The organism is Planococcus sp. RAB007_Raresut, assembly GCF_057369535.1.
Genome location: NZ_JBXYIF010000003.1, coordinates 78,970 through 91,288, shown reverse-complemented (window position 1 = coordinate 91,288; position 12,319 = coordinate 78,970). Strand labels below are relative to the sequence as shown.

Genomic DNA, 12,319 nt, shown 5'->3' with positions numbered 1-12,319 from the left:
CCTTATCTTTGTTATGCTACACATATAGAGGAGGAATTCACTTATGAACAAAATCAGTAATTTACAGGGCTATCTAAAAGAAAATAATATCGATGCAGCATTTATCACCAACCCGGATAACGTATTTTATTTTACGGGATTCAAAAGCAATCCGCACGAACGTCTTCTCGGCGTTATGATTTTCAGAGAGTCCGAACCTTTTCTGATCTGTCCCCAGATGGAAATTCCGGATGCAAAAAATGCCGGATGGAATGGCAGTATCGTCGGCCATACGGACACTGACAATGCGATGGAGATTCTGTACCGGACGGCTAGTGAAACCGTTTTCTCCATCAAAACCTTGGCGGTCGAAAAATCACATATGATCATGGAACGCTATGATGCCATCAACGAATTTTTCGGATCTCCAAAAATCGTGGGAATCGATGAAAAAACAAGTGCCATGCGTGTCATCAAGGACACTGCAGAATTGGACATCCTTCGCGAGGCGGCGGAGCTTGCCGATTACGCAATTGAAGTTGCAGCGAAAACAATTAAAGAAGGCATCACTGAAATCGAAGTCATGACTGAAATTGAACTTGCTTTGAAAAAGCTTGGAGTGACGCATATGTCATTTGATACCACAGTATTGACCGGAGACCATGCAGCTTCTCCACATGGCAAGACAGGAGACCGCAAATTACAAAAAGGCGATCTTGTCCTGTTCGACCTCGGAGTCGTCCACAAGGGTTATTGTTCGGATATCACACGCACCCTGGCTCTGGGTGAACCAGGTGAGGAACAGAAAAAAGTTTATGATATTGTGCTTAAAGCTGAGCTTGCCGCATTGAACGCCGTTAAACCTGGCGTAACAGCCGCGGAGCTAGACGGTATTTCCCGCGGCGTAATCGAGGAAGCGGGATACGGTGAATACTTCACCCACCGCCTGGGACATGGACTCGGCATTTCTGTCCATGAATTCCCTTCTCTCCACGGATCGAATGATATGAAAATGGAAGCAGGCATGGTCTTCACCATCGAACCTGGAATCTATGTACCTGGAAAAGTCGGCGTTAGAATTGAAGACGATCTTGCCGTTACCGAAGATGGCGTAGAAGTGTTGACGAAATATCCAAAAGAACTGCAGATCATCAATAATTAAAAAAAGCTGCGCTGGAATTTTATCCGGCGCAGCTTTTCATATTCATGCAGACTGTACAACAGTTGCAAGTATTTATTCTTTTAAGCCAACAGGTCGTCGACTGATTTGTATTCGACGCCTTGATCATCGGCAACCGCTTTGTATGTCACATAGCCATTAAGCGTGTTCACACCTTTTTTCAATGCTTCGTTTTCAAGGATTGCCTGTTTGTAGCCTTTGTTGGCTATTTGCACTGCATAAGGAACAGTCACGTTCGTCAAGCCGATTGTGGATGTACGCGGAACCGCTCCAGGCATGTTCGCAACAGCGTAATGCACAACATCATGCTTGATGTATGTCGGTTGATCGTGAGTCGTGATGCGGTCGCTCGTTTCGAAAATACCGCCTTGGTCAATTGCGATGTCCACCACAACAGATCCTGGTTTCATCGACTTGATCATGTCTTCTGTCACTAATTTAGGAGCTTTCGCACCCGGAATCAAAACAGCGCCGATAACAAGATCCGATTTTTCAACAGCATCTGCAATATTCAACGGGTTTGAAATCATTGTCTGAACATCCTGGCCGAAAAGATCATCCAATTGGCGCAGGCGATCCGGATTCAAGTCAAGAATCGTTACGTTAGCCCCCATGCCAACGGCTACTTTGGCAGCATTCGTTCCTGCTACACCACCGCCGATGACTGTTACTTTCCCGCGTGATACTCCAGGAATTCCGCCTAGAAGGATTCCCCCGCCGCCATGGATTTTTTCCAGGAACTGAGCACCGATTTGAGTTGACATTTTACCGGCAACTTCACTCATTGGCGTTAACAACGGCAATGAGTTATTCGGAAGCTGTACAGTCTCATAAGCGATTCCGATAACTTTCGAATCCAGCATAGCTTTTGTCAATTCCGGTTCAGGAGCAAGGTGCAAGTAGGTGAACAGGATCATTCCTTCACGGAAATAGCCATATTCAGATGCTGTCGGCTCTTTCACCTTCATGATCATTTCCTGGTTCCATGCTTCTTCTGCTGTTGCAACAATGCTTGCTCCAGCAGAACTATAGTCTTCATCCGTAAAACCGGAACCAAGGCCCGCTCCAGCCTGAATAAATACTTCATGGCCATATAATGATAAATTGACAACACCTGACGGCGTCATCGCTACTCTGTTTTCGTTATTTTTCACTTCTGTTGGAACTCCAATACGCATAGTGAAACCCTCCAATGATATTTAATAGGAAATATAGATTAGAAATTTTATACTTCAAAGCAAATCCATTCTATCAGATATTATTAGACTTTGCCCAATTTTATTTAGCAATTTGAAAATCTTTTATTTTATCCCCTATTCCCGCGTATATTATTATGGATTAATATGTAATATTCCAATTATTTAACAAATTCTTCTTATACTAAAATAACTTTAATGTTTGCTTCATTGTTTCATACATATTATTGACACAGGTTATAAGCGTTTTTTTCAAGAAAAAGAAGGAGCTGGAACTACTTGTATCGAATTTCATAAATAGAACAGGAGGAATGTAATCATGACATTAAAATACGAACAAATTCTTGTGGCAGTTGATGGCTCGAAAGAAGCTGAATGGGCTTTCAAAAAATCAGTGGGCATCGCAACACGTAATAACGCAACTTTGAACCTGATCAATATTATTGATACTAGATCATTTGCAGCTATCGAAGCCTATGATCGTTCCATCGCTGACAGAGCGCAGAAATTCGCTGAAGACCTCTTGGCCGATTATAAGAAAGAAGCAATGGCCGCAGGCGTGGAGAACGTAAACATTGTAGTGGATTACGGTTCGCCTAAAACAATGATTTCACGGGACCTTGCTAAAAAAGTGCACGCGGACCTAATTATCTGCGGAGCTACTGGTTTAAATGCAGTTGAACGTTTCCTGATCGGTAGCGTATCCGAACATATTGTACGATCAGCGAGTTGCGACGTACTCGTAGTGCGCACTGACGATGCCCCGTCTGATTTACAAGGCAGAGCAGATCAGCCACAAAATCCAACAGCTTAATTAACGACCACGAAAAAAAACCTTTTCCAGTCATGGAAAAGGTTTTTTTTACGCCGATTATTCAGCAAGCTCATAACCGCAGGAAATGATGGCTGTCTCGGCCAGTACTATTAAAGAATCAAGATAAAAATCAGGAAGTTCCATTTCCTTTTTTACAATGGACAGTTCGGTGCAGCCCAATACTATCCGGTCGCATCCCTGCCTCTCCATATAGTTGACTATTTCATGCCATGTTTCTTTATCCGCATTTTTTCCCGCTTTAATATTATCGTAGATAATGGACATGACTTTTCCTTGGATTTCATCGCTTGGCAAAACAGGTTCCAGCCCATATTCAGTTGCTGCATGCTGATAGACCTTGGATGTTACGGTCCCGGTAGTGGCAAGAATACCCACTTTTCCCGCACCTTGTTGAAATGCCCGATTCATGGTCTCCCGAATCATATGGATAACGGGAACAGGCGAGCCTTGTTGAAGCTCATCATAAAAAGTGTGAGCTGTATTGCAGGGAATAATAATGATTTCCGCACCGATTGAAGATAATTTTTTCATATCCTCAATCATGACAGGTACAGGATTATTGTTGGAGTGCCCCATGATATAGGCAGTCCGATCAGGAATGCGCGTATTATTCGTAATAATGGAGTTTACATGATCCTGATCTTTTGCAGCCTTAGTTCGGCGTACGATCATTTCACCTATAAACATAGTCGCAAGCGGTCCTACCCCGCCAACGATGCCCAGTGTTTTTTTTTCCATAACTTATGACAGACCCTTATTATTAAAGTATTTTTTGTATTTACGATGGTAATTTAAATTATTCAATGACAATTTGATCCAGCGTTTAGTATTGAAATCTTTTTTATAAAACAAGGAATTTGTGACTTTTCCTTCTTTGATCAGCCGTTTGGCTTCATTTTTCAATACTTCATTCTGTGCGTATTTGAAAAGGACTTTTTTAGGTATGATCAGCCACAGGTGCTTGTCTTTGGCATAAACCAAATTCTGCGGTTTATTGAAGATATGATCATCCGCTACATATTTCATGAGATTGTGTCCGCTTGCAGTCACATAATAGCTGCTGCGTCCATTCCGCAGATTGATCTCAAATAATTTGTAAGTATCGTCACGTGCATCATATTTCATATCGAAGTTGGCAAAGCCGGTATAGCCTATGTCTTCCAAGAAAAAGCGTACTTTGTCCATCAGTTTTTGATCGAAAGTATTAATGATCGCAGCGTAACTGCCGATTCCCTCCGGTGAATGCTCTTCAAGAATCGGGTTGCCAAGCGCCATCAGTTTTACTTTCCCGTCTTTTCCGACATAAGCATTCAAAACCCGCATGAAGGAATCATCGCCGGGTACGAATTCCTGGATTGTCAGATTGTCTTTATAGGAAGAACTGTAGATAGCATTGAGAATTGCGTCTTTTTCTGCTTTATCATGTGCAACGAAGACTTTCTTTTTGCCTGGGAACGAACAATTCCAATATGCGACAGAATTTGACGCCTTTATGATAATCGGATACGAGAAATTCGGTGTGAATTCCTTGTAATTCTCATACGTGCAAAGGTCCGTACGTGGATAGCTAAATCCATATTGCTCGCATATATCATAGAAGTTCTCTTTTAGGACCAGACGATCCATCAGTTTTTCATCAATATATGGAACCGCAAAATAAGGCGTCAGCTTATCTCTGTTGCGAATGATTAGTTTCGCGTAATCATCTCCGCAAGCCAGCAGCAAAAGCTTTTTCCCTTTGAACTCCTGTGCGATATTCAGTACTGAAGGAAGAAACGTTTTTTCTTCGTTCAAGTTTTCAATTACCCGTAAATGCAGGATGTCACTATACTGGGTTGCAGAAAGATTGGACCTTCCCAAAACAAGCGGCTTAATGCCATATGCTTCGTAAAAAGAACGGGCCATTCCATAGGCGTTCATATCAGAACCTAGAAGCACCGGTAAAAATTCGGTTTCTTTCTTATTTGCAGTCAAGTTTATCAGCTCTCTTTTAATTTATTATAGTCCTAGTCTATCATATTCCAGGACACCTTCATTGTTTAGAGGCATTCCCTCTGTCACTTAAATATCCATCACAATCAGTAATTATAGCATTTTCAAACGGTTTAATAGAAACGCTAACTATGAATAAGGAAAAAATCCTGGTATAAAGCTTTATTAAACAGGAAAAAGGACGGATAAACTCCGTCCTTTTTCTATATCCTTTATAGCTTGATTGGAAACTTAAGTAATGAGACGTTCACATTCTCTTCACTTATTACAGTTTTCTGTTCAGTCCATTTCTTCCTTTAATTGAGCAATTTCATCTTCGAGCTGGCCAATCCTATGATGAATCTTATAAAAAATCGGGATATACGCAATTACCACTATGATCATCCATATCATGCAGACACACTCCTTTATCTTATAGGTTCAACAGATTTATTTTACAATTAGCACCGGCATATCGACCTTGTTTACTACTGCACGGCTGACACTGCCAAGCACCATTTCCTGCATTGGATTCAATCCTCTTTTCCCCATTATCAGAATGTCGAAATTCCGGTCATTCGCATACTCTGCTATAACGTGGGTAGGGACACCGTAGATCATTTCCACTTTGTGAAATACCATTTCTTTTTCAAGCAGTTCTATAATAGGCTGGATTTTCTTCTGCCGGGCCAGTTCAATTTCAGCTGAAGCATGGCGATGGATTTCCTCGTTGCCAGCCTCATTGTGATCAATGACATATATTATCGTTACTTCTGTCCCTTTCACCAAAGAAGCTAACTTTACCGCTTCTTTGGCAGCACGCAATGAATTTTCGGAGCCATCTGCTGCTATTAAAATCGATCGGTACATAGTTTCCACTCCTTCGAATGGTGATTATATGTTTTATCTCTTAATAAATAATTCTATAAAGCTGCGCTTATCCCTTTATTATAGGAATGGAAAACTGCAAAAAAATAAAAAAAGCGGACCTGGTGAGGTCCGCTTTTTTCATCTATTATGTTGTTTGAAGATCTTTAGACACCCATTTTACGTCTTGTGTTATTGACTTTCTTTGTTTGCTGGCTCTTCATCTTTTTTGTTTCCAAAGATGCGTTGCCGCTTCCTTTTTTACCGGAAGCCTGATTTTTCTTAGCTTCAAGCTGGCGCTTTACAGCTTCCTGCAAGCTAACTTTTTTTGGTGTTTCATTGGATTCACTCACGTGTCATCCCTCTTTTCAATTGGACTGATGCAATATTTCTGCTATTTACAGTATAGCATATTTCCACCATTTCATTCTTTATTTTCTTTAAACCAATTATTTACTTGTGTAAAAAATTTTGCCATTGAACCCTGCTTCGACATATTCGGAACTCTCGCCAACAACACTTCTTTCGGCGCTTTAACGCCTTCTTTTTTCTTCTGCAGCACGAGAATCCCTTTGGCATGCGAAGAATTTTTAAAGAGTGTCTCAGGCAATTCCATTACTGCCTGTATGTCTGCTGTCTTCTTCAAATAATTATGCAGCTGGCCTGCCATCGGTGATTCAAATAATGCTTTGGGTACGATAAAGAACAAATAACCGCCGTCTGCCGTGTGTTTCAGTGATTGCTCGATGAAAAGATGATGTGCATACGACATTCCTTCTTCAGCTTTCAGTTCATATGTTGCCGCATTTTCATCATTTGGATAATATCCAACCGGCAAATCAGACACCACTGCATCTACCGGATCTATCATCAATGGCTGCAATGCATCCTGCAAGTAAAGGGTGACCGGCTGCTGAACTAGATTCCCAGTATTGGATGCAAGCTTGATAAGGAGATCATCGATTTCCACTCCGGCCCCCACCAGTTTGCCATCCAAATAATTCATGACAGTGAAAATCAGGTTGCCAGTCCCGACAGCGGGATCTAAAATAGTCGCCTGGTCCTTCTTCACAAATAACTCTACAAGGTAACCTATCAGCAAACCAAGTGCATCAGGCGTCATCTGATGATGGGGCTGGATATGTTCTTTCATGCCTTTTAGAACCGCCAGCTGAATCGCTTTGCGAATATCTTCCTTGCCAGCTTCTTCCTCGGGTGCAATCAGACCGTCCAGCCATTTCTCCGTAGTAGTCAGCAAGCTTTCCAGATAGGAATTCTCCTGCTCCTTTTGAATTTCAGAAGTATGCTTATCGATAAAATTAAATACATTTTCCATTGCTGAATTCATTAGTTCTCCGTCCTCAATAAGGAAACCCACTCAAATGAGTGGGTTCCAAGTATTATTTTGTCAGTTCTTTTACGGCTTCGATCGCTTTATCATAATCCGGGTGATTCGTTCCCTCAGGAACATATTCTACATACGTCACTTTATCATTCTTGTCCACTACAAATATTGAACGGGCCAGCAACCGCAGTTCCTGCATTGTCACACCGAATGCTTCTCCAAATGAAAGATCACGGTGATCGGAAAGAATTGTTAAGTTTTTGATTTCGTTGACTTCAGCCCAGCGTTTTTGAGCGAAAGGTAAATCAGCAGTTATAAAATAAACTGTTACATCGTCTCCCAATGATGTGGCTTCCTCGCTGAAGCGTTTCGCCTGATCTGAACAAACGCTTGTATCCAAGGATGGTGATACGCTGAACAACCTTATCTTACCAGCTGTATCTTGTGCAGTTACGGGACTCAAGTCATTTGCTAGTACTGTGAAATCCGGGATTTCATCTCCAACTTTGACTTCTTTGTTTGGTAAGGTAACAGGGTTTTCCTTAAATGTAACTTGTACCATTCAAACGCCTCCCTTTCAGATTACTTTCATCATACTAAAAGGCGCTCTCTTCTTGCAACCCAGACCCATTATCCGGGACTTTTTGCATCATTTTCCGTTTTCGGTAGGATTGTTCATGCACCACTGTCGTATCAGCGAAGAAATCATGGACTCCTTGTTTCAGCGAGGTAAATCCAACGATGAAATAAAGCGGAAGAATGGTCACCGATATGAATCGGCCAATCCATTCCCGGAACAGCAAAGTTCCCCAATCGAGTGAATCTTTCTTCAAAGACACCACTTTGATGGCGAATATCATTTTACCGACTGTCTGGCTGAAGAACTTCGTCATTAATACGAAATATGTGTAGAACAGAAGAGCCGACAAAATCGCGAAAGGGGCGTACCAATTGGATGAATCAACTGAGAGCCCAATCAGGGCAAATATCGGTTTCAATAGAATGGAAGTGACACCCGAAATAACAAGGAGGTCAATCAGGTAAGCCCAGAAACGGATCCAGAAACCGGCAGGCTTGCGTTCATAGAACAACACTTCTTCATATTGTTTTTCTGCCGATTGAAGATTCCCGCCATCAACATGTGCCGGTTTTTCAGGATTAATATTGTCTGCCATAATTGTCCCTCCTTATTTATCACCATAAAGATACATCATACGTGGTGAACTGTATTCGGTCATCAGCTTCGTCAGCATCTGCGTTTCGATATCGTTTCCGAACAGCGATTGAACTTTCACGCTAAGTAATGATCCCCAGCTTTGGGATACTCCATATTTGAAAACTTGTGCATTCGCTAAATCAAAATCATTTCGCAATCCGGCAATTACATCTTCTTCATAGCCAAAGTCATCAGCAAGATTCGCTTCCACCGCCTGGCGCCCATTCATGATGCGTCCGTCAGCTACAGCGCGTACTTCCTCTTCCGGCATGTCACGGCCTTCAACGATGATATCCACGAAGCTTTGATAGGAATCGTCCAGCATTTCCTGCAGTAATTCACGTTCTTCTTCTGTCATGTCACGAGTAGGACTCATGATGTCTTTATATGGACCTGACTTGATCGTTACAAAATCAACGCCATACCGTTCAGCAAGTTCACCATAATTGACACTTTGCATAATGACACCGATTGAACCGGTCAACGTTTCTTTATTCACAAAAATCTTATCAGCTGGTGCAGCGATGTAATATCCACCTGAAGCTGCCATTGCTTCCATTGAAACATAGAACGGCTTGCCTGTTTCTTCCTGGATTTCTGTGATTTTGTCATGGATTTCTGCTGACTCCACAACACCGCCTCCTGGTGAATTGATCTTCAGCATAACTGCCTTGACACTGTCATCTTCTTTGATCTGTTCCAGCTGTCCCATGAAAAATTCATGATTGTAGCCGGCTGCGCCAAATAAAGGTGAAGCTTCTCCTGTATCCTGAATGGCCCCGTCAACTTCAAGAACAGCAATTCGTGAATTGGCACTGCCCTGTTCGACGACCGTTTCTTCTAATTGATTTGACTCCATCGCCATCAACTCATCGAAACTGCCGGCAAAATCACTCTGGAACATGGCGAACACCGAATTGACCAATAGCGATATCACAAGCACTGCTGCAGCAATAACCAGTGCGATCCACCTTTTCGTATTCATAAAAAAATTCCTCCTTTATTTCTCTTGTACAATATACGTTTCAACTAAGGAAATGTTTCATTGTTTTTTACTGTAGGCGATAGGTTGCGCCACTTTTTCACGCCGGATTTTTCTGGCTTCAGCCATTTTGGATGCTGTGAATAAAATCAGCGCCACCCAGATGAATGAAAAGGAAATCAAACTTGTCCGGTTGAATTCCTCACCGTACATCAATACACCGATTATAAGCATCATCGTAGGAGCGATATACTGCAGGAAGCCAATCATATACATCGGAATCAAAGGTGCTCCTGTGGCAAAAAGCACTAGTGGCAATGCTGTGACAGCTCCGCTCAAAATCAGCAATCCATCAGTTTCGATGTTCACAGTGGTAAAGGCCACTCTGTCGATAGCAAATAAGTAAATATAAAAGGCAGTCGCCACAGGCAGAACAAATAGGGTTTCCAGCGCCAGCCCCCGTAAAGCATTTAATTTGATCGTCTTTTTAATCAATCCATAAAAAGCGAAACTAAAAGCCATTCCTAATGCCATCCAAGGAAATGCGCCATAGGAAACTGTAAGTATTCCGACTCCGATCGCCGCCAGCACAAAGGCGACTTTAATGGCTGGCGTCAATTTTTCTTTCAGGAAAAAAACGCCCAACAGCATTGATACCAATGGATTGATGTAATATGCCATGCTCGTTTCAACAATCCGGTCATTGGTCACAGCGAATATGTAAAGGAACCAGTTCAGGGTTATTAAATACGATGCCAGCATCAATGTGAAAAATGCTTTCTTTGATTTCCATAAAGATTTAAGGTCGGCGAACAGCTTTTTATGGCCGCCAATTGCAAAAATAAAAGCCACAGTAACCCAGAAAGCCCAAAAAATTCGCGCTGCCAGGATTTCGTCACTTGGAACATGTCCAAGCTGCTTCCAGTAGATTGGAAGGACTCCCCACATCGCGTACGTCAGTATTGTATAAATAATCCCTTTTTTCTCATCAGCCATGTAGGTTAATCACCATCTTTATTTATTTTCAATATCGAAATATTATTCAATTATAGGCTTCAAGCTAAGCTAAGGCAATAATAAAAGCAGCCAAGAGTCGACCGAACTACCTTCGGCCAACTCTTGGCTGCTTTACAGTTTATTTATTCATTTCCTTTTGGCGCAGTTCGACACGGCGAATCTTCCCGGACGCGGTTTTCGGCAATTGTTCCAAAAACTCGACCGATCTTGGGTATTTGTAAGGAGCTGTCAATTCCTTGACATGGTCCTGCAATTCTTTCACCAGCTCTTCTGAAGGCTCAGACCCTTCAACCAGAACTACGAAAGCTTTTACTACAGTGCCGCGGATTTCATCCGGTGAACCGACTACAGCACATTCCTGTACTTTAGGATGTTTCACCAATGCGTCTTCAACTTCAAACGGCCCGATTGTATAGCCAGAAGAAATGATGATGTCATCTCCCCGTCCTTCAAACCAGAAATACCCGTCATCATCTTTGGAAGCTTTATCTCCTGTTACATAATAGTCGCCGCGGAATTGCATTTTTGTCCGCTCATCATCATTAAAATATCCTTTGAATAAGGCAGGAGTTTCAGCGTGGACCGCAATATCGCCAACTTCTCCTGTCCGGCAGGGATTCCCGAACTCGTCGATGATCTCAACTTTGTTGCCTGGTGTCGGCTTGCCCATGGAACCGATACGGATTTCCATCCCCTTCATTACGCCGACAAGCAATGTATTTTCAGTCTGTCCATAGCCGTCTCTTACTTCCAGTCCGAAATGCTCTTTAAAGACATTGATGACTTCCGCATTCAACGGCTCTCCTGCAGACACAGCGCTGTGAAGTGATGACAAATCGAAATCGGCAAGATTTTTCTGCTTCGCCATTAAGCGGTACTCTGTAGGTGTGCAGCAAAGGACATTGATTTTCTGTCTTTCAAGAATCTGCAAATATGTTTCAGGATCAAATTTACCATTATAGACGTATCCTGTAGCTCCGCTGCCCAATGTAGCAAGGAACGGGCTCCAGATCCATTTTTGCCAACCTGGGCTGGCAGTCGCCCACACAAGGTCGCCTTCTTTTGCGCCGAGCCAGTGCTCAGCAGAAGTCCGCAGATGCGCATAAGCCCAGCCATGGCTGTGAACCGCCCCTTTTGGATTACCGGTTGTACCGGAGGTGTAAGATAAAAATGCCATATCATCGTTTTGGGTTGCCGCTTTTTCATATTGGTCAGAAGCGTTTTCCATTTCTTCCGTTAAAGATGTCCAGGAACTGACGGAATTGCCGATGACAAATTTCACGATACGCCCCATTTCAGGCACTTCACTGAATTGGTCCATGAATGGTTCATAAGCCACAACGGCTTTTGCTCCGCTATGATTTAATCTGTAGGAAATATCCTTCGCACGGAGCATTTCTGAACTCGGAATAACAATCAGTCCAGCTTTTAAAGCTCCGATATATGTAATATAGGCTTCTATTAATCTTGGCACCATTACTAGTACCACATCACCTTTTTTGAGTCCTGCCTTCTCAAAACTATTAGCAGCTTTGTTGGCCGCTGCCATCAATTCATCATAGGTGACTTTTTTGGAGTCGCCTTTGTCGTTTTTCCAGACAAGTGCCATCTTCCCGCTTCCGTCCGCAAACTTTTGAATTTCATCCACCAGATTATAATCTCTTGGTGCCATCAATGTTTCACGATCCATGTTGAGACCCCCTTGAACGATTTACTTATACGTTTATTATT

13 protein-coding genes are annotated in these 12,319 nt (G+C 42.4%); 2 read left to right on the top strand and 11 right to left on the bottom strand.

Annotated elements, in window-relative coordinates:
• Window positions 1-43: 43 nt before the first annotated feature.
• A complete protein-coding gene (locus AC2Q9J_RS07075) occupies window positions 44-1,141 on the top strand; it encodes a M24 family metallopeptidase (protein WP_499038434.1) in 1,098 nt (365 codons plus the stop codon).
• Window positions 1,142-1,221: 80 nt separating this feature from the next.
• Here AC2Q9J_RS07075 and ald read toward each other — a convergent pair whose 3' ends face one another.
• Window positions 1,222-2,337, bottom strand: a complete 1,116-nt coding sequence (ald, locus tag AC2Q9J_RS07070) for an alanine dehydrogenase (protein ID WP_499038432.1) — start codon at window positions 2,335-2,337, stop codon at window positions 1,222-1,224.
• A 337-nt stretch (window positions 2,338-2,674) separates the two neighbouring features.
• Here ald and AC2Q9J_RS07065 point away from each other — a divergent pair, with 337 nt between their 5' ends.
• Complete coding sequence (locus AC2Q9J_RS07065; RefSeq protein WP_499038431.1) at window positions 2,675-3,169, top strand: universal stress protein; 495 nt, start codon at window positions 2,675-2,677, stop codon at window positions 3,167-3,169.
• A gap of 57 nt (window positions 3,170-3,226) precedes the next feature.
• Here the strand turns inward: AC2Q9J_RS07065 and cuyB are convergent, their stop codons facing one another.
• From cuyB to mbcS, 10 genes are all read right to left on the bottom strand, one after another.
• A complete protein-coding gene (gene cuyB / locus AC2Q9J_RS07060) occupies window positions 3,227-3,928 on the bottom strand; it encodes a cysteate racemase (RefSeq protein ID WP_499038429.1) in 702 nt (233 codons plus the stop codon).
• Window positions 3,929-3,931: 3 nt separating this feature from the next.
• Window positions 3,932-5,110 (bottom strand): carboxylate--amine ligase, encoded by a 1,179-nt coding sequence (locus AC2Q9J_RS07055; RefSeq protein WP_499039114.1) that lies wholly within the window; start codon window positions 5,108-5,110, stop codon window positions 3,932-3,934.
• Window positions 5,111-5,611: 501 nt separating this feature from the next.
• Entirely contained in the window at window positions 5,612-6,031 is a 420-nt protein-coding gene (locus AC2Q9J_RS07050; RefSeq protein ID WP_499038427.1) for a universal stress protein, read from the bottom strand.
• Window positions 6,032-6,195: 164 nt separating this feature from the next.
• On the bottom strand, window positions 6,196-6,381 hold the full coding sequence (locus AC2Q9J_RS07045; RefSeq protein ID WP_101801700.1) for a hypothetical protein: 186 nt from the start codon (window positions 6,379-6,381) through the stop codon (window positions 6,196-6,198).
• A 71-nt stretch (window positions 6,382-6,452) separates the two neighbouring features.
• Complete coding sequence (locus AC2Q9J_RS07040; protein WP_499038425.1) at window positions 6,453-7,376, bottom strand: class I SAM-dependent methyltransferase; 924 nt, start codon at window positions 7,374-7,376, stop codon at window positions 6,453-6,455.
• A 52-nt stretch (window positions 7,377-7,428) separates the two neighbouring features.
• Window positions 7,429-7,935 carry a thiol peroxidase gene (gene tpx, locus AC2Q9J_RS07035; RefSeq protein WP_499038423.1) on the bottom strand — a complete coding sequence of 169 codons (507 nt, stop codon included), beginning with the start codon at window positions 7,933-7,935 and terminating at the stop codon, window positions 7,429-7,431.
• Between the two features lie 34 nt (window positions 7,936-7,969).
• Window positions 7,970-8,548 carry an RDD family protein gene (locus AC2Q9J_RS07030; protein ID WP_499038421.1) on the bottom strand — a complete coding sequence of 193 codons (579 nt, stop codon included), beginning with the start codon at window positions 8,546-8,548 and terminating at the stop codon, window positions 7,970-7,972.
• Between the two features lie 12 nt (window positions 8,549-8,560).
• Complete coding sequence (gene sppA / locus AC2Q9J_RS07025; RefSeq protein ID WP_499038419.1) at window positions 8,561-9,574, bottom strand: signal peptide peptidase SppA; 1,014 nt, start codon at window positions 9,572-9,574, stop codon at window positions 8,561-8,563.
• Window positions 9,575-9,631: 57 nt separating this feature from the next.
• The gene (rarD, locus tag AC2Q9J_RS07020; RefSeq protein ID WP_499038417.1) at window positions 9,632-10,567 is read right to left on the bottom strand and encodes an EamA family transporter RarD; all 936 of its coding nucleotides are present in this window, start codon (window positions 10,565-10,567) and stop codon (window positions 9,632-9,634) included.
• 139 nt (window positions 10,568-10,706) lie between these two features.
• Window positions 10,707-12,278 carry an acyl-CoA synthetase MbcS gene (gene mbcS, locus AC2Q9J_RS07015; RefSeq protein WP_499038415.1) on the bottom strand — a complete coding sequence of 524 codons (1,572 nt, stop codon included), beginning with the start codon at window positions 12,276-12,278 and terminating at the stop codon, window positions 10,707-10,709.
• Window positions 12,279-12,319: the final 41 nt, after the last annotated feature.

Excerpts from the sequence above, each read along its gene's own strand:
- AC2Q9J_RS07075 (WP_499038434.1), top strand. The coding sequence starts at position 44 with ATGAACAAAATCAGTAATTTACAGGGCTATCTAAAAGAAAATAATATC.
- ald (WP_499038432.1), bottom strand. The coding sequence starts at position 2,337 with ATGCGTATTGGAGTTCCAACAGAAGTGAAAAATAACGAAAACAGAGTA.
- AC2Q9J_RS07065 (WP_499038431.1), top strand. The coding sequence starts at position 2,675 with ATGACATTAAAATACGAACAAATTCTTGTGGCAGTTGATGGCTCGAAA.
- cuyB (WP_499038429.1), bottom strand. The coding sequence starts at position 3,928 with ATGGAAAAAAAAACACTGGGCATCGTTGGCGGGGTAGGACCGCTTGCG.
- AC2Q9J_RS07055 (WP_499039114.1), bottom strand. The coding sequence starts at position 5,110 with ATGAACGCCTATGGAATGGCCCGTTCTTTTTACGAAGCATATGGCATT.
- AC2Q9J_RS07050 (WP_499038427.1), bottom strand. The coding sequence starts at position 6,031 with ATGTACCGATCGATTTTAATAGCAGCAGATGGCTCCGAAAATTCATTG.
- AC2Q9J_RS07040 (WP_499038425.1), bottom strand. The coding sequence starts at position 7,376 with ATGAATTCAGCAATGGAAAATGTATTTAATTTTATCGATAAGCATACT.
- tpx (WP_499038423.1), bottom strand. The coding sequence starts at position 7,935 with ATGGTACAAGTTACATTTAAGGAAAACCCTGTTACCTTACCAAACAAA.
- AC2Q9J_RS07030 (WP_499038421.1), bottom strand. The coding sequence starts at position 8,548 with ATGGCAGACAATATTAATCCTGAAAAACCGGCACATGTTGATGGCGGG.
- sppA (WP_499038419.1), bottom strand. The coding sequence starts at position 9,574 with ATGAATACGAAAAGGTGGATCGCACTGGTTATTGCTGCAGCAGTGCTT.
- rarD (WP_499038417.1), bottom strand. The coding sequence starts at position 10,567 with ATGGCTGATGAGAAAAAAGGGATTATTTATACAATACTGACGTACGCG.
- mbcS (WP_499038415.1), bottom strand. The coding sequence starts at position 12,278 with ATGGATCGTGAAACATTGATGGCACCAAGAGATTATAATCTGGTGGAT.